General features: G+C 46.4%; 12 protein-coding genes. 11 read left to right on the top strand and 1 reads right to left on the bottom strand.

Translation table 11 applies throughout. The annotated features are described in order from the left end of the window. Positions 1 to 203 precede the first annotated feature (203 nt). The 7 genes from ACZ5XY_RS02250 (at position 204) to ACZ5XY_RS02220 (ending at position 10103) form a co-directional block, all read left to right on the top strand. A complete protein-coding gene (locus ACZ5XY_RS02250; RefSeq protein WP_464742577.1) occupies positions 204 to 1832 on the top strand; it encodes a cardiolipin synthase in 1629 nt (542 codons plus the stop codon). A gap of 146 nt (positions 1833 to 1978) precedes the next feature. After that, the gene (locus ACZ5XY_RS02245) at positions 1979 to 3484 is read left to right on the top strand and encodes a tetratricopeptide repeat protein (RefSeq protein WP_464742575.1); all 1506 of its coding nucleotides are present in this window, start codon (positions 1979 to 1981) and stop codon (positions 3482 to 3484) included. Between the two features lie 30 nt (positions 3485 to 3514). After that, entirely contained in the window at positions 3515 to 4972 is a 1458-nt protein-coding gene (locus tag ACZ5XY_RS02240; RefSeq protein ID WP_464742573.1) for a 3-deoxy-D-manno-octulosonic acid transferase, read from the top strand. Beyond that, entirely contained in the window at positions 4969 to 5694 is a 726-nt protein-coding gene (locus ACZ5XY_RS02235; protein ID WP_464742572.1) for a 16S rRNA (uracil(1498)-N(3))-methyltransferase, read from the top strand. Before ACZ5XY_RS02240 ends, ACZ5XY_RS02235 begins: the two co-directional genes overlap by 4 nt. Before the next feature lie 208 nt (positions 5695 to 5902). Further along, positions 5903 to 7042, top strand: coding sequence for a Fe(3+) ABC transporter substrate-binding protein (locus ACZ5XY_RS02230; RefSeq protein WP_464742570.1), 1140 nt, complete (start codon positions 5903 to 5905; stop codon positions 7040 to 7042). Between the two features lie 106 nt (positions 7043 to 7148). Then, complete coding sequence (locus ACZ5XY_RS02225; RefSeq protein WP_464743701.1) at positions 7149 to 8774, top strand: ABC transporter permease; 1626 nt, start codon at positions 7149 to 7151, stop codon at positions 8772 to 8774. 222 nt (positions 8775 to 8996) lie between these two features. Further along, positions 8997 to 10103: an ABC transporter ATP-binding protein gene (locus ACZ5XY_RS02220; protein ID WP_464743699.1), complete on the top strand. Its 1107-nt coding sequence runs from the start codon at positions 8997 to 8999 to the stop codon at positions 10101 to 10103. Positions 10104 to 10111: 8 nt separating this feature from the next. Here the strand turns inward: ACZ5XY_RS02220 and ACZ5XY_RS02215 are convergent, their stop codons facing one another. Beyond that, complete coding sequence (locus ACZ5XY_RS02215) at positions 10112 to 10921, bottom strand: methyltransferase domain-containing protein (protein ID WP_464742568.1); 810 nt, start codon at positions 10919 to 10921, stop codon at positions 10112 to 10114. Between the two features lie 146 nt (positions 10922 to 11067). Between ACZ5XY_RS02215 and ACZ5XY_RS02210 the strand changes: the two genes are divergently transcribed. The 4 genes from ACZ5XY_RS02210 to rarD all read left to right on the top strand — a co-directional run bounded on the left by ACZ5XY_RS02210 (position 11068) and on the right by rarD (position 17544). Then, positions 11068 to 12732 (top strand): alpha/beta hydrolase, encoded by a 1665-nt coding sequence (locus ACZ5XY_RS02210; RefSeq protein WP_464742566.1) that lies wholly within the window; start codon positions 11068 to 11070, stop codon positions 12730 to 12732. A 285-nt stretch (positions 12733 to 13017) separates the two neighbouring features. Next, positions 13018 to 13359, top strand: a complete 342-nt coding sequence (locus ACZ5XY_RS02205) for a hypothetical protein (protein WP_464742564.1) — start codon at positions 13018 to 13020, stop codon at positions 13357 to 13359. A 332-nt stretch (positions 13360 to 13691) separates the two neighbouring features. Then, entirely contained in the window at positions 13692 to 16379 is a 2688-nt protein-coding gene (gene gyrA / locus ACZ5XY_RS02200; RefSeq protein WP_464742562.1) for a DNA gyrase subunit A, read from the top strand. Positions 16380 to 16497: 118 nt separating this feature from the next. Continuing rightward, on the top strand, positions 16498 to 17544 hold the full coding sequence (gene rarD / locus ACZ5XY_RS02195) for an EamA family transporter RarD (RefSeq protein WP_464742560.1): 1047 nt from the start codon (positions 16498 to 16500) through the stop codon (positions 17542 to 17544). Positions 17545 to 17586: the final 42 nt, after the last annotated feature.

Raw genomic sequence — 17586 nt, 5'->3', positions numbered from 1 at the left:
TTTTTGCATAAAAATGAGATAGCTTTGATTTTAATCATGTTTTTCAGGTAATTTTTTCAAGGTTGACGTTACAGTAAGCTACGCTATGGTGTTTTAAAGTCTTTATACTATAAGCGTTTGCGGAGTTCAGCGAAATTTTTGTAGGGTTTGCCGTTTTTTTTAATTTATTGTTTGATGGATAACCATAAAAAGTAATCTTGGAGATGAGGTTGGAATTTTGGTCGATAACTGAGCCATTAACATCATGGTCGTGGAGCGATGTTGCCGGTTATGGCTGGCTGCTGCACATGTCAATGATGATTTTAATGACACTGCGAATTGTGTCGGTTCAGCGTAATACAGGGGTAGCGATTGCTTGGGTGGCGATTTTATATGTGTTGCCACTGGTTGGGCTGCTTGCTTACATTTTGGTGGGTGAGCCGATGATTGGTAGTCGCTATCGTAAGCGCATGGAGGAGGCGCAGCTGTTAATCGATGATATGGCAAAGCGTGAGCAATTGGTGTTTGACCAAGGTCAAAATCTGGTGGCGGCAAATTATCAAGGGGTGAGCCATATTGGGATTTGTGGGACGGGGTTTGGGGTTTTTTCAGGGCATCAGATGCAGCTGTTGACCTCGCCTGAGGTGATTTTTAGTCAGTTGGTTGATGATGTTAATGGTGCTGAGCGCACGATTTTGATGGAGTTTTATATCGTTTATCCCAAAGGTCGCGTGCTTGATGTTCTTGAGGCGTTGATGGAGGCATCAAAGCGCGGCGTTGAATGCCATTTGCTTGTCGATAGTGTGGGCAGTTTTAACTTTTTTAACAGCGCTTGCCATCGGCAGTTGACTGAAGCGGGCGTGGTGGTTCATCAATCGTTGCCGGTTGGGCTTTTTAAGACGCTGTTTAAGCGAACCGATTTGCGAAATCACCGTAAAATTGTGGTGATTGATGAGTTTATCGGTTATACCGGCAGTTTTAACTTGGTTGACCCTGAGTTTTTTAAACAAGATAAAGCCGTGGGGCAGTGGATTGATGTCATGATTCGCAGCGTTAGCCATGAGTCCATCAGCATTGCTACGGCGATGGCGAAGGTGGTGGTGACCGATATTAGTGCGGAGAGTAATGACAATCTCAACGCGCTGCAAAAACGGGTCAGCAGCTATACGCGAAAGCTTTATGTCATGCAGCCGACCATTAATGACATTAACCGCCGCGTTCGGGTGCTAAGCGATGCTAAAATGATGCAAATTGCCCCCGCGCCGACCGGTGCCGTTTTGGTGCCGCCGATGCCGGTGGTTGATAATGTCACAGCGCAGCTGATTCCCTCCGCGCCGCATCTGACTTCGCACGTGATTTATAACACTCTGGTGACTATCATTCATCGCGCGAACAAGCGAATTCAAATCACCACGCCGTATTTTGTTCCCGATGAGGCGCTTTGCGGCGCACTTGTCACCGCCGCCAAACGCGGTCTTGAGGTGACCTTAATTATCCCTGAAAAGGTCGATTCGTTTTTAGTTCAGCATGCCTCGCAAGCGTATTATCAAGAGCTGCTTGAAGCAGGCGTGACCATTGCGCTATTTAAAGCAGGGCTTTTGCATACCAAAACGGTGGTGATTGATGAGGATTATTGCTTATTTGGTACGGTCAACATCGACATGCGCAGTTTTTATTTAAATATGGAAGTCAGCCTTGCCATTTATAGCAAACCAATGGTCAAGCAAATTGCTGATTGCCAAGAGATTTATTTGCAAAATTGTCGATTCTTAGGGCTTGAGGAATGGCGGCAACGCAGCGCGGCAAAAGATTTGTTTGACAATGTCATTCGGTTAATGAGTCCGCTGCTTTAACAATGCCAAAACCACCAAGACTACCCAAACAAAACCCTAAAAATTGGGCAAGCGCTTGCTTTTTTAGGGTAAAAAATGCGATAAAGGCTATCAAATTTGGCGAAAAATGGCATAGTGGTTCAGCGTTTTAAGGATTTGATAGCGATATGCAAACACCGGCGGCACAAAAAACGACTTTGGATTACGTGGCGGAAGGCTATTGGCAGGATTTTTTGGCAAAGCGTCCGATTGCAGGGGGCATGGCTTATGAGCTTGAAGTTCGCTACTGCCGCCTTGATGAAACGCTTGACAGCTTGCAGCGTGTGGATACGCTCTTAAGTAAAATCCGCCGCGATATGATCCAAAACCACCGCTTAGAAGCTTTCATTCTCGCCGATGATACATATCGGCAGTTATTGCTGTTTTTGGCGTTTTATTCCGGTCGCGTGCTGCAAGCCCAAAGTGGGCTGGTTGGGCATTGGTTCAGTCCGTTTGACCTAAAAAGCCGCAAGGCGAATCTTGTCTTAAACCATGATGACTTTTATCAGCAAATGGCGTTTGGAATTAATGGCGCCTTATTTTTTGCCCTTGAGCCGATAGGATTGCGGTTGTTTGGCAGTATTGACCGACCTTTTCAAGCGGTGCAAACTCAGCCGATTGCCAGCGGTCTTTATCAAGGTGTGTTAAACGTTCTCAATCAGCTTGGCCATCAGCCTTTATCTGCGGATTTAGTTTTAGCAAAAAAAGAAAACTTGTTAAAAAACGATTTTGAAAAAAACAATAATACGCGGTTGAGTGAAAACTTAATCCAATCTCAGCAGGCGTTTGGTAATAATTCTACGATAAATAACTCTGCGATAAATAATTCACCTCCTGACAATCTTGCAGCAACTCAACTTATTAAAACTAACGCGGAAGCTGAATTTAATCAGAATCTGCCAAAATCTGTGCCGATTGCGGAAAGTATTTCCCAAAAACCGCCGTTAAATATCGACCAAAGCGCCGAGCAATCGCCGCCAAATCAAATTCCTATCAGCAAGCCCACAACGCCAAAACCTGTTAAAGTTGTCGCCCCAACCCCCGAAGTTTTTGTGCAGTTGATGAGCGATATGGATAACATTGAGGTGGCGCAAAGCGGCGGCGTGAGCGACTATCAACAAGCGCGCAAAATCCTTGACCAGTTTGAGCGCCACATTGCCAAGCAAAAAAAGCCACGCGGTGAGGTGACGTTCTCTGAGGCAAATTTAAGCGCACGAAACAAAGCCTTAGCGCTGCTTGAGCAATCGGCAACAGACGGCAACACCGCAGCGATGCTGTATCTTGCCATGTATGAGCTGCTTGGCGAGGGATTAATTAAAGACAGCGAGGCGCGAGTAGAGAGCGCTTTAGAAATCATAAAAAAAGCCGCTGCAACGGACAGCTGCGCTCAGCGTTTGCTCAGCAAATTGTATTATCAAGGGTTATTTGTGCCGCAAGATTTGGCGGTAGGTAAATTTTGGCTTGAAAAAGCGGCAGAAAATGGTCACCCTGACGCGCTTGCCGTTCAGTCGCAGTGGCAGCAAGCTGAGCTTTTACTGACCTCGCAAAAGCAGGAACAAACAAGCATCAAGCGTTATCAAGTTTTCATTGCGGGGCTTGTGGTGGCAGCGATTTTGCTAGTGATTTTTGTATAATATTTTAATTAGGATTAAATAAATTGTCATATGACTTCAAATGTTAAGCCAAAGCCTTCTACGAGCAAGAAAGCAGCCACGAAAATAACCCCAATTCAGCGACCGCCTTGGTATTATCAAGCGGCAATCGGGGTGTTAAAGCCACTGTATCGCTTACAAGTTTGGCAGCGCTCACATCAAAATGCCAATTACCGCTCGGAAGTTGCCGCGCGATTTGGTCATCATTATCCCCGAGCGCCGAACGCAGGCGCAAAAGGCGTCATTTGGTGTCACGCCGTATCGCTTGGTGAAACCAACACCGTCGCGCCACTGCTTGACGCGCTCATGGCGGCAGGCTACCAGATTTGGCTGACCAACACCACGCAAACGGGATTTGCGCGCGGGGCAAGCCGATTTGCCAAAGCAATTGACAGCGGAAAGCTAAGCCATAGCTTTGTTCCGGTCGATAGCCCAAAGGTGATTGAGAGGTTTTTGGCGCACGTTCAGCCCATTGCCGCGCTGTTTGTAGAAACGGAGCTTTGGGCAAATATTTTGGCAGTTTTAGCCAAGCGACAAATCCCAAGCATTTTGGTCAATGGTCGACTGTCAGCATCATCATTTACGCGCTATCAAAAAATTGCAGCGGTCAGTCAAAGCATGATGGACAATTTAACCTTGATTATCGCGCAAGATGCCGCGTCCGCCGAGCGCTTTTGTAAGCTTGGCGCAGAAAGTCAAAAAGTCGTTACCGCAGGCTCGCTTAAATGGGTGATGCCGCAAGCAAATACGAACCAAAATACCGTTCAATTTCCAATATTGCCAACAAAGTGCCCGATTTGGGTGGCTGCAAGCACGCATGACGGCGAGGAGCAAATCGCGCTTAACTTTCAACGTGAGCTTTTAAATTTGGGAATGGATGCGTTGCTCATTCTTGTGCCCCGTCATCCTGAACGCTTTGATGAGGTGGCAAAAATGATTGAAAGTAATGGCTTTACGATAGCGCGGCGCAGTCAAAATGAAGCGGTGGATGCAAAAACGCAAGTTTATCTTGCCGATTCGATGGGCGAGCTGATGCATTGGTATCAAAGCGCTGATGTGGCGCTCGTTGGTGGTTCGCTGGTTGATGTTGGCGGTCACAATCCGGTGGAGCCGGCAAGCGTTGCCACGCCGATTTTAATGGGAAAGTTTACCTATTCTTGCCAAGAAGTGGTCGATAAATTGGCGGAAGTTGGCGCATTATTTCAGCCAAATAATGACCATTATCAAGCGATCACCATAGACAATTTGCCAAAAAATGATGATGTTAAAACGTTATCGAAAAATTTTAACAATGCCAATTTTAATGATGCCGAGCAAAAACTCTTATTTGAGCAGCTAGTGGCGTGGTTAACTCAGCCAAAGCTTGCCGAAATGGCAGGAAAAGCAGGCGAGGCATTAGCAAAATCGCAGCAATCGGCGCTAACCGACCAGCTTAATTTTATTAATCAAGTGCTTGAGCCGACCTCATGAACTGTATTTTATTGCCAAGCTCACAAATTCAAAATTCAAGCGCCACCATCACGGATACGCTACAACTTGAGCATATTAAAACAGTTCTCAAAGCCAAAATCGGCGACGCGATTAAAATCGGTGAAATTGGTGGCAACTTGGGATTGGCAGTTATTCAAGATATTTTGCCAAACGCCATCACGTTAACTGACCTTATGCTTAGTGAGCCGCCACCTGCTAAGCTTGATTTAACTGTTGTTTTGGCATTGCCGCGACCCAAAGTGTTGCGCCGCTTAGTCATGGACATGACCGCCATTGGTGTTCGCGATATTATTTTGGTCAACAGCTACCGCAGCCAAAAAAGCTATTGGCAAAGCCCGATGCTCAAGCGCTTGGACGAGTTTGTCTTAGAAGGGCTTCAGCAAGGCGTCGATACGATAGCGCCAACTATTACCTTAAAGCCGCGATTTAAGCCGTTTATTGAGGATGAGTTTGCGGCATTAAAGCCGAAAAATGCCATCGTGGCGCACCCTTATGCAAATATAAGCTTAAAGGCATGTCTGCAACATCAAAGTACATTGCCCGATGTCGTGTTTATTGGTGCAGAAGGCGGCTGGATTGATTACGAGATTGAACTTTTAGCGGCGCATAATTGCCAAGCGGTCAGCTTTGGCTCGCGGATTTTACGAACGGAAGCGGCGGTCAATGCGATTTTGGGGCAGTGGCTGCTCAACAGCCCATAATTTTAAAGCTGAAACTGAAATCATAATCCTAGCTTATTGAGGTATTGCTTTATAGGTTTTGTCCTTAAATAGATTGATAACCACTATCGTTTCTATTAGTATGTTGGTTTCAAAATTGCGCCGAAGTTAAATTGAGCTTTAGATTTGGACTGGGCGATCAGTTGTTTTTAATTTTTTGCGGTAATCGGTTTTTATTTTGGAGTTTATCATGTCGCAAGGCGTCACTTTTTCATCGTCACTGTTATCAAAATCATTGCCATCTGGATCGGTTAAGTCAAGCTTATCGATCGCCGTTGTCAGCTTAATGCTAGGGCTGACCGGTTGTAATAAAGCCCCTGAAACGAGCTCAGAAACCACTGAGTCAGCGCCTACGACCACGGCAGGCGCGGATAGCGCAGCCCCAACCGATGATAAGCAAACGGTCACCATTTATTCATCACGAAATGAGCAGCTCATTAAGCCGCTTCTTGACCAATTTACCAAAGAAACCGGCATCAAGGCTGAGCTGATTACTGACAGTTCAGGACCTTTGATGGAGCGCTTAAAAGCAGAAGGTAAAAATACCCCTGCCGATATGCTCTTAACGGTGGATGCAGGAAACCTTTGGCAAGCGGCGCAAGAAGGATTGCTTCAGCCAGTGAAATCAGAAGTTCTTGAGAGCAACGTTCCTGCCAAATACCGCGACCCTGAAGGCAACTGGACGGGATTGTCACTGCGCGCGCGAACGATTTTTTATGACCCAAGCAAAGTAAAGCCTGAGCAGCTATCAACGTACGCTGATTTGGCTGACCCAAAATGGAAAGGCAAATTGTGTTTGCGGACGTCAAAAAAGGTATATAACCAATCACTTGTTGCCAGTATGATTGAGCATTTAGGCGCTGAAAAAACCGAACAAATTATTAAAGGTTGGGTGGATAACCTTGCCACTGACGTATTTAGCGATGATACCAATTTGCTTGAAGCAATTGCTTCAGGTCAATGTGAAGTTGGTATTGCCAACAGCTACTACTATGGTCGAATCGTTGATGAAAAGCCTGATTTTCCAGTTAAAATCTTTTGGGCGAACCAAGGTACCACCGGAACTCATGTGAACGTTTCGGGCGCAGGCGTGGTGAAAGGCGCAAGCAACCCTGAAGGCGCGATTAAGCTTATGGAATGGTTGTCGTCTGACAAAGCTCAAGGACTTTATGCCAGCTCTGATAAAGAATTTCCTGTAAAAGAGGGTATCGATAAATCAGAACTGCTCAAATCTTGGGGCGACTTTAAGCAAGATGATATCAGCGTTCAAAAGTTTGGCGCTCTGCAAACCCAAGCTATTCAAATGATGGACAAAGCAGGTTACAAATAAGTCTTAAATCGGCATATAATAAAAGTTTATGCAGGTGATATGGTAACAATGATATGGTAACTCGGTCATGATGACTCTACCAAAACGAGCTAAGCTGCCTTTAGGCATGACCAAAGTTGGTCGTGCTCAAGGTAAGTTTAAATTGCTAACCCAAGGTGCCGCCTCGAAATCAGTCTTAGGACTGATTTCGTTGTTTATGTTTATCCCAATTTTGGTGGTGCTGTTTTCTTGGACGCAGCCGACCGCTGATATTTGGGGGCATATGCGCGAGTTTGTGCTTCCTGAGGTGATTAAAAATACCGCGATTTTACTTATCATGGTCAGCCTTATCGCCGGAAGCTTGGGGACGGGACTTGCTTGGGTGACGAGCATGTACCGCTTTCCGGCGCAAAAGTTTTTTGCTTGGGCGCTTATGTTGCCGCTTGCGATTCCGGCGTATGTGCTGGCGTTTGTCTCTGTTGGCATCATTGATTTTAGTGGACCTTTACAAACCGCAATGCGCGACTTTGGCATCATGACGCCCATTCCCTCGATTCGTAACGTTTGGGGCGCGGGGCTTGTCTTATCCTTTGCGTTTTATCCGTATGTGTATTTGCTTGCGCGCCAAGCGTTTTTATCGCAAGGTCGAACGGCAATTGAAGCCGGTCAAATGCTTGGGCTTGGTCGCCGGCAAGTGTTTTTTAGGCTGGCGCTGCCACAAGCCATGCCTTGGGTGATTGGCGGTTTGCTGCTTGCCTTGATGGAGACGCTTGCTGACTTTGGCGCAGTGTCGGTGTTTAATGTCAACACCTTTACCACTGCCATTTATAAAGCTTGGTTTGGCTTTTTTAGCTTAACGACGGCAGCTCAGCTTGCAGCCCTGCTGATTTTGATGGTGTTTGTCGTCGTTTTGGTGGAGCAATATTGGCAAGCCAAGCGCGGCGCGACCATCGTTCAAGGCGCAAATCGTCGCCTTGAGGTTAATCTTGCGGGGCAGTTGCTCTTAACCACCATTTGCAGCGTGATGTTTTTGGTGGCGTTTTTAATTCCATTTTTGCAATTGGTGTATTGGACGGCGCTGAACTTTCAGCAAGATTTTGACGCGCGCTATATTGGTTTTGTGACCAACAGCCTTGTCATTGCCAGTCTGACGACATTGTTTATCGCGGTACTTGCGGTGATTATTGCTTGGATTAAGCGCCAATATCCGGATAAGTTGACCAAAGTCCTTGCCACCTTTGCCAATTTGGGTTACGTCGTTCCAGGGACGGTGCTTGCAGTTGGGGTATTTATTCCGATTGCTTGGGTGGATAATGTGCTGATTGAGCAGGGCATTACCAAGCTTCCGGTATTGTCGGGAAGTGTGGCGGTGATGCTGCTTGCGCTCTCAACGCGCTTTATGACGGTGGGATTTCAGCCAATTGACCGTCAGCTGTCACGACTGACGGTCAATCAAGAAGCGGCGGCAACTTTGCTAAGTGACAGTGCTTGGCAGCGCTGGCGGCAAGTGGTGCTGCCGATTTTAAGTCCGGGGGTGCTGACGGCGCTGTTGATGGGATTTGTTGAGGTGATGAAAGAGATGCCCATCACCTTGATGACCCGCCGCCAAGGTTGGGATACGCTTGCCGTTCGGGTATTTGAGATGACAAGCGAGGGCATGTGGGGTCGAGCTGCGCTGCCAAGCTTGCTGATTGTGCTTGTGGGCTTGATTCCGGTTTGGGTGCTGCTTCGGCAAAGCGATAAAGGCAGCTGAGGTGTACAAATTTGACGCTTAACTTTTATTTTATGCATTTTATTTTATACAATAGTGGTACAGCTTATGACGTCTGAATTTATCAATACAGCAGCGACCTCAAAGCCGCTATTTAATCAGCCAAAATCCCAATCGGTAAAACCAAGCTTAACGCCGTTGGATGACAATGCAGCAGCAAAATCCGCTCAAACTGACAAGCCGTATTTTGAAGTTACTGGTTTGATGGTTGGCTATGACGATATTACCGTGGTCGATGGCTTATCATTAAGCTTGCAGCAAGGGGAAATTGGCTGCTTTTTGGGTTATAGCGGCTGCGGAAAAACCACCGCGCTGCGAGCTATAGCTGGGCTTGAGCCGACGCGATTTGGCAGTATTGGCTTAAATGGTAAATGTTTGACTAACCAAGGCGCAGGCGTCGCCGTGGCAATTGCCCCTGCCAAGCGCGATATGGGAATGGTATTTCAAGATTACGCGTTATTTGGGCATTTAAGCGTGGCTAAAAATATTGCGTTTGGCTTAAATAAATGGTCAGCAAAAGACAAACAAGCCCGCGTAACCGAGATGCTTGAGCTTGTTGGATTGACCGCCCACGCTAACAAACGCCCAAGTCAGCTGTCCGGCGGTCAGCAGCAGCGCGTGGCATTGGCAAGAGCGCTTGCGCCAAAGCCCAAACTACTTTTGCTTGATGAGCCATTTTCCAACCTTGATGTGGTGCTTCGTGAGTCGCTTGCCATGAGTGTTCGTGATATTTTAAAGCAAACGCAAACCACCGCAATTTTGGTCACCCACGACCAAAACGAAGCTTTTGCCATTGCCGATAAAGTTGGGGTGATGCACGGCGGCAAACTCATTCAATGGGCAACGCCAAGCGAGCTGTATCATGAGCCGGCAAGCCCGTTTGTTGCCGAATTTGTTGGCGAGGGCGCGATGATTGACGGCGTCATTCAAGACGGTCACGTGGCAACGGCGCTTGGTGACATTTACCGGCGCTTAGAAGTTCCTGACCAAAACGGTCAGCCGCAATATTGCCATTACGATTATCCAAACGGTACCCTGATTAAAGTCCTCGTTCGCCCCGATGACATCATTCACGATGATGCAAGCTCGCAAACCGCCAAAGTCGTTGGTCGCGTGTTTCGCGGTGCCAATTATTTGTACCGGCTTGAGCTTAATGATGGTCAAATGGTGTTAGCACTCGTCCCAAGCCATCACAATCATGCGATAGGCTCAGATATCGGTATCATTCCCATGCTTGAGCACGTCGTTGTTTTTGATGAAAAAAATGTTAATGCCACCACATGGTCAGAATATGACCGCGCTGCTGACTGATATTAAAATTAAGCCTGAGCCTGAGCCTGAGCTAAAATATGCAAATAACGACCAAGCCATTTAAACGGCTCTTGGTTGGAATAGCGCAGTTCCATTGCGATTACCGCGCTTGGGTCGTTATGACCGCCGCGCTTAAGTGGCGCGTAATCGTGAAACACGCGCAGACCACTTATCGTTTTAATCCGATAATTGCGCGCCGCAAGCCAAGAGTTGACCTCGCTGATTGCTACCGGATGATTGGGCGTTAGGCTTTTTTTATTGTCCGCTTGGTAGTTTTGATTGTCGAGTAAATTAAAATTACCCATAATTAAATTGCGATAATCAAAGCTTGCCGGATTATAAAAGCACAGCGACAACAAGCCGCCTTGATGAAGCCTTTCATCAAAAAAGTCCATCACTTCCCAAGGTTTTGCCAGCCATTCAAGCAGCGCATGGCATAAAATCATATCAAATTTTTCATCAGCCAGTTCACTTTCAAGGTCTTGATAAGGGCAAACGTACCAACGGATTGGTTTTAATTCAAGCTTTTGCGCCTTATCTTTGGCTTTGGCAATCATATTGGGCGAAATATCATTGATAACAACGTCATGACCCATGGCTGCTATCTCAAGCGCCAGTTGACCAAGTCCTGCGCCCACATCAAGCACTTTAAGCGCTCGCCCAAGCTCGGCGCTTTTACGTTCAATCGCCGCAAAAATATCGCGGCGCAATACGGCAAGGCGGATATCGCCTTTTAAATTGCCATAAACTTTTTTTTCAAAATGGTCGGCGATAGGGTCAAAGCTGCGGTCAGCTCTAGGCGTTTTGGCTTGTGTCATAACAATATAAAACCAGTTATCAAATCGGCGTCATGGTATCACGCCGTGTCACAATTGGCAGTAGCTTTTTATCAACAATTGGCGTATAAAAAGTAAGGTAAGCGCAACAAAATAATTTTAACAATCGTTTGCTAAGGACAGCGACCATGACGCCAAATATTACTTTTTTTTCGCCCAAGTTTCATTTAACCGCCTTGTCAGTTGCCATTGTGAGCAGTTTGCTGTTAACAGGGTGTAATGATGACGACAGTAACATCGTTTATTATCCAAATGTCCCAGAGAACATCAGCAGTTTTGATGCAAAAGGTATCGATAACGCTTTAGCAAAAATTTCTGATGTGGGAAAAGCGGTCACTCCTGATGCCAAATGCGGCGTGGTCGTTGAAAAATTCAGCTATCAAACTCAAGGGTCAGCAGGCGAGCCGACCACCGCCACCGCTGCCCTCATGCTGCCAAGTGGTACAAGTAGCGATTGTCAAGGCGAGCGACCGCTATTACTACACGCTCATGGCACGGCAACTGAACAAAGCTATGACTTTACCCAAGTGGGAAATGGCCAAAACCAAGCTGGGTTTCGAGCGACCTTGATGGCAGCAAACTTTGCCGCTCAAGGCTATATCGTTGTCGTTCCCAATTATGCCGGTTACGACAAGTCGAATTTAAACTATCATCCGTATCTCAATGCAAAGCAGCAATCAGGTGAGATGGTCACGGCGCTTGATATGGCGCGCCGAATCTTAAATGAGCAAAAAAGCGCGAACAATCCGGCGTATCAAATGGTGAAAGACTCAGGAAAGCTATTTTTAACCGGCTATTCACAAGGCGGTCATGTGGCAATGGCAACGGCAAGATTGCTTGAATCGCAACATCGCCCAGTCACTGCCCTTGCGCCGTCTTCAGGACCTTATGCGTTAGTGGCGTTTGGCGATGCGATATTTGGCGGCAATGTCAACGTTGGGGCAACGGCGTTTGCGCCATTGATTGCGCGAAGTTTACAGCCGGCAAATCCAAAGATTTATAATCAGCTTTCTGATATTTTTAATAAACCTTACAATGAAACGATGCTGCCGACTCAAGGTAAGTTTAACGATTTAATTATTAATGGCAAATTGCCGCAAACGGCACTGTTTCAAGCTGCACCAACGAGCATTCCGGCGCTTGATGCCATATCTCCTGCCGGAAAGTTTGGTTTTGCCGATAAAAACTATCTCATCCGAACCGATTACCGCGCTCAGTATTTGATGGACGTAGAAAAAAATCCTGACCCGTTACTTGCGGGTACAGGAGTGCTTCCAATTCAAAATCCGCAAAATGAGCTTCGTAAATCACTGCAAGCCAATGATTTGCGCGGCTATGCGCCAACGATGCCGACCTTTATTTGCGGTGGCAACCAAGACCCAACGGTATTTTATGACCTAAATACAGGGTCAATGACGGCAATTTTGCAGCAAATTGCGCAAGACCCTAAAAAAAGCTTAAACGTCACCGTTCTTGATGTTGATGCCACCAATAAAACAACGCGCCCAAATAACCGCTTGACCTTGATTGGCAGCGCCTCAGCAAATACTTGGCAGGTGAATCATGTCGTTGATAGTGTGCAAGCGCAATTTGCCAAGACGATTGACGCCACAAGCACCGCCGCGTATCAGCAAGCAAAAGCTGCGGGTAAGTCAGACATGGAGGCAGCGCAAGCTTCTCAAGCTGCTGTATTGAGCAGCTATCATAATCAACTTGCCAGTACTGCTTGTACGCAGGCGACGCGCGAGTTTTTTGACCAAAATTTTATTAAGGTACAAACCAATCCCAGTTAATGATTGTATTTGACTATACAAATGTTAAAAAAAGGGGCTGATATCAGTCCCTTTTTTTATAGTTTTTTTAAATGTCTATTGGTAGATAAACTCTTAAAGTTAATGATAGTTACTACTGAACATAATGAGGAAGAAATATTTTTATTTGCGTGATATTGAATATATAGATTATAATATTAAGTCTAGTAATAAGAATCATTTAAGACGCATCAGTTTTTTGAACCTTTATAATAGGGGGGATTTTAGATTGGGTTTTGCAGTTTAAAGTAAAAAAAGGAGTGACCTATGACTACATTATCATCACCCTTTGGCGCGATTAAGTTAACAGAATTGGGTGCAAAAAAAGCAAGTAGCGCGGCTCAAAACTTAAAAGGTCGCGAGCGCCAGTTTTTACTGTTGCTTCAACGCGATGACCCCATAAGTCAACAGGTTTGTGTGGCAATGCTACCCAAAGTAGATTTGCAGGTTTTATTAGCGCATAGGCTTATTTGGGTGGAAAACGAAAGTTTATTGCAAGTCCCATCTCAAAATACAGCCGAATCAGCCCATACCGTCACCGCGCTTAGCGCTGAACAAGAGGTTAGTGACATTGACCCTATTTTGCAACTTGCCGCAGGAATAGTGTAGTTTTAATAAAATTTGCCATGAGCATAGATAGTAATCATTATTGATGAAGAAAAATGCCTGCGAAAGTGTCGCAGTTTTTTTTATGGAAAATTTTTATAAAAAAGGTTTTAACGCGTTCAAAATCAAGCGCTCAGCTGAGTGCTATCGGCATTGAAATGTCGCTAAATTGGCAAATTTGTGCTAAAATAGACTCTTTTATTTACCGTTAAAATCATCATTATTTTAAAGGCAAAAAAGCTCGATAAAAGCGGCTGATTGAGGGCTTTTATTATTGATTAAGCTTTGAGAATTATCGTCTTTGGTTGTAAATACTGATGAGGAAAGGAGTGTTTATGAGTGACTCGGTCAGTCCGATTGCCATTGTGGATGAGCTAAAGCAGTCCTATTTGGATTATGCGATGAGCGTGATTGTCTCGCGCGCGCTTCCTGATGTGCGAGATGGATTCAAGCCGGTACACCGCCGCGTGATGTACGCCATGCACGTGCTGTCAAACGACTACAACAAAGCTTATAAAAAATCAGCGCGTGTGGTGGGTGATGTCATCGGTAAATACCACCCGCATGGCGACATCGCGGTTTATGATGCCATCGTGCGAATGGCTCAGGATTTCAGCTTGCGCTATCCGATGGTGGACGGTCAAGGTAACTTTGGCTCAATTGACGATGACCCACCGGCGGCGATGCGCTATACCGAAGTTCGCATGACCAAATTGACCCATCAAATGCTTGCCGATTTGGACAAAGATACCGTCGATTGGGAAGACAACTACGACGGCTCAGAGCGTCTGCCAAGTGTGCTGCCAGCGCGAGTTCCCAACCTTTTGGTCAATGGTGCCACCGGAATTGCGGTTGGTATGGCAACCAACATGGCGCCGCACAACTTAACCGAAGTCATTAATGCTTGCTTGGCGTACGCCAAAAACCCGCAAATCACGGGCGAGGAGCTGATGACTTATATTTCAGGACCTGATTTCCCAACCGGCGGCATCATTTATGGTCGTTCAGGAATTGTCGATGCTTATCGTACTGGCAAAGGTCGCCTGCATATCCGTGGTCGCTACCATATCGAGCCGATGAGTGACTCGGGCGTCAACCGTGACCGCGAGCGTATCGTATTCACCGAAGTGCCGTATCAGGCAAACAAAGCCAAACTGATTGAACGCATTGCTGAGCTGGTTCGCGATAAAAAGCTTGAAGGCATCAGCGAAATCCGCGATGAGTCGGACAAAGACGGCATGCGAATTGCCATTGATTTGCGCCGCGGCGAGAACGCGGAAGTCGTGGTTAACAATCTATTTTTGCAAACGCCGCTTGAATCGAGCTTTAGTATCAATATGGTGGCTCTTGATAATGGTCAGCCAAAGCTGTTAAACCTGCGCCAACTGATCGCTGCGTTTGTTCGCCATCGTCAAGAAGTGGTCACTCGCCGAACGATTTTTGAATTAAATAAAGCGCGCGTTCGTGGTCATTTGCTTGAAGGCTTAACCGTTGCTCTTGCCAACATTGATGAGATTATTACCACGATTAAAGAGTCGGCAAACCGCGGTGAGGCTCGGGAAAACTTGCTAGGAAATACTTGGCAGTCCGGCAGTGTGGTTGCCATGCTTGAAGCGGCAGGAAGCCAAGCCGTTCGCCCTGATTTTATTGAAGGTGAAGACCCAAAAGCGCCGTTTGGCTTGATTGAAAACCAATCGCGCTACCGTTTGTCGCTTGACCAAGTGAACGCCATTTTAGAAATGCAGCTGCACCGTTTAACCGGTCTTGAGCAAGACAAACTTAGCGATGAATACAAAAGCTTGCTGCTTGAAATCAACCGCTTAGAGTCGATTTTAGGCGATTTTGACAAGCTGATGGCGGTTATTATCAATGAAATGATTGAAATCCGCGATGAGTTTGGCGATGAGCGCCGAACCGATATTGTTGACTCAAGAGCAGATTTCAGCCGTGAGGATTTAATCCCTGAGCAAACGGTCGTGATGACGGTATCGCGAACCGGTTACGCCAAGACTCAGCCCATTGATGATTACGTGGCGCAAAAACGCGGCGGCAAAGGCAAATCCGCCACGGCAATGAAAGAAGATGACGTGATTGACCATTTGGTGGTCACCTCAACCCATGATACGGTGCTTTGCTTTACCGATAACGGTCGCGTCTTTAGCCTTCGCGGCTTTGAAGTACCGATTGCCAGTCGTGGCGCTCGCGGTCGACCACTGGTGAATCTCATCAACCTTGATGCTGATGAAACGGTCACCACCATTTTGCCCGTCCCACAAAAGCGTGATGACAGCGATAGCCATTTTGTATTTTTTGCGACGGCGAACGGTAGCGTAAAACGGGTTGAGCTTGAGCAATTTGCCAATATCCGCTCCAATGGTTTGATTGCGCTGAGCCTTGATGATGGTGACAAACTGGTCAACGCTCAACTGACCAATGGCAGCCAAGAGGTCATGCTGTTTTCATCAAGCGGTAAAGCCATCCGCTTTAATGAAAATGATGCGCGCTCAATGGGTCGAACTGCTCGCGGGGTTCGCGGAATGCGCCTTGATGACGACGAGAGTATCAAATCATTAGTCGTCATTGATGACGCTGCTAAAGAAATCTTGATTGCTTGTGAAAATGGCTTTGGTAAGCGCACCTTTATTGATGAATTTAATACCCAAAATCGCGGCGGCGGCGGGGTGATTGCGATTAAAACCAGTGAGCGTAACGGCGAATTGGTGCGCGCGGTCAAAGTTGCGCCAAGCGATGACGTGATTTTGATTTCCAATAAAGGCACATTGGTCAGAACGCCCGTTGAACATATTGCAAATAATGGTCGCAATGCTCAAGGGGTGACCTTAATTAGACTTGCCAGTGATGAAAACCTCGTTTCCATTGCCAGTGTTGAGGGCGAGGACAATGAGGATGAGTTAATTGACGCCTTAATTGATGATGGCGTGTTTACTGCCGAGATTGAGCCAGACGTTAGCACGGACCTTGACGATATTGCCAGCGCCGCGCAAGCTCAAGAGCGTGAATAAGCCGCGGCGTTAATTCAGTTAAGGATAACTTGAGTTTTAATAGTAATAAAAGCCTTGGACGGCGCGCGTCTGAGGCTTTTTTATTTTAGGTAAAAATTTTTAAATTAAGGCAAAAGTTATGCTCAATAACCCAACCGCTCAAGGCTCACTGGCAGCGGTGTTGGCAAATTTTTTATTTTCGGTATTGTTTTTATTTGGCTTGATTTTGCAGCCCTTGACCGGAACGCAAGTTGCGGCTTGGCGCATTATTATGATGCTGATAAGTTTAGTGGCACTGATCACCTTATTAAAGCAGTGGTCAGCAGTCAAGAACTATTTAAAAAAGCTTAACTCCATCCAAGATTGGCTGATATTTATCTTGCCAACACCGATTTTGGGGGCGCAAATTTGGCTGTTTATGTGGGGACCGGTCAATGGCTTAGGGCTTGATGTGACCTTGGGCTATTTTTTATACCCACTGGTGATGATCGTGATTGGTCGCGTTTTTTACCATGAAGCCATGAGCCGATTGCAATGGCTTGCAACCAGTTGCGCGGCGATTGGCATTGGCTATGATATTTGGCTGTTTGGGCATATTTCGTGGGCAACCTTGTTTGTTTGCTTGGGCTATCCGCCGTATTATTTGATGCGCCGAAAGCTTGCCGTTCCGTCGATTACCGGACTTCTTGCCGATTTGACCTTATTATTGCCTATCGTTATTTTTATTTTGGGGCAATCAGGCGGCGTGACTTTGGTTGCAGCCGCGCCAAAACTTTGGTATTTATTGCCGCTACTCGGGATTTTAAGCACCGCTGCCATGTCTTTAACGATGGTCGCCAGTAATAAATTGCCCGTGTCGCTATTTGGGACGCTTTGCTATCTTGAGCCGATATTTTTGTTTATTTTTTCTTTGACCATTTTGCATCAAAGCATTGAGGAGGGCGGCTCGGTTATTATGTACGGGCTGATTTTTGTGGCGCTGATGATTATGGTTGTTGACAGCGCCCTTGGCTATTGGTCGCGCCGCCGTGACAACCGCTTGCAAGGCTATGGCGAGCTGCAAGTGGCAACCTTTCCAACGCGCAGGCGGATAAAAAAGTACCGCGTCAAAAGTTTGCTTCGCGTTTATCGCTTTAGAAAAGTAAAAAAAGTGCAAAAAGGTTCGACTGTAAATCGTGCCCCCTGACTTGCCAGATATTATTTTTCGTAACCAAAGCTTTGGCGCAAG

It is taken from the genome of Psychrobacter sp. GTC18467, assembly GCF_055397455.1.
The sequence above is the reverse complement of the archived record's forward strand: the minus strand, read 5'-3'. Positions and strand labels throughout refer to the sequence as shown.

Coding starts and splice junctions, on each gene's coding strand:
- ACZ5XY_RS02220 (WP_464743699.1), top strand. CDS start 8,997: ATGGTTGGCTATGACGATATTACCGTGGTCGATGGCTTATCATTAAGC.
- ACZ5XY_RS02205 (WP_464742564.1), top strand. CDS start 13,018: ATGACTACATTATCATCACCCTTTGGCGCGATTAAGTTAACAGAATTG.
- ACZ5XY_RS02245 (WP_464742575.1), top strand. CDS start 1,979: ATGCAAACACCGGCGGCACAAAAAACGACTTTGGATTACGTGGCGGAA.
- ACZ5XY_RS02230 (WP_464742570.1), top strand. CDS start 5,903: ATGTCGCAAGGCGTCACTTTTTCATCGTCACTGTTATCAAAATCATTG.
- ACZ5XY_RS02235 (WP_464742572.1), top strand. CDS start 4,969: ATGAACTGTATTTTATTGCCAAGCTCACAAATTCAAAATTCAAGCGCC.
- ACZ5XY_RS02250 (WP_464742577.1), top strand. CDS start 204: ATGAGGTTGGAATTTTGGTCGATAACTGAGCCATTAACATCATGGTCG.
- ACZ5XY_RS02225 (WP_464743701.1), top strand. CDS start 7,149: ATGACCAAAGTTGGTCGTGCTCAAGGTAAGTTTAAATTGCTAACCCAA.
- ACZ5XY_RS02210 (WP_464742566.1), top strand. CDS start 11,068: ATGACGCCAAATATTACTTTTTTTTCGCCCAAGTTTCATTTAACCGCC.
- gyrA (WP_464742562.1), top strand. CDS start 13,692: ATGAGTGACTCGGTCAGTCCGATTGCCATTGTGGATGAGCTAAAGCAG.
- rarD (WP_464742560.1), top strand. CDS start 16,498: ATGCTCAATAACCCAACCGCTCAAGGCTCACTGGCAGCGGTGTTGGCA.
- ACZ5XY_RS02215 (WP_464742568.1), bottom strand. CDS start 10,921: ATGACACAAGCCAAAACGCCTAGAGCTGACCGCAGCTTTGACCCTATC.
- ACZ5XY_RS02240 (WP_464742573.1), top strand. CDS start 3,515: ATGACTTCAAATGTTAAGCCAAAGCCTTCTACGAGCAAGAAAGCAGCC.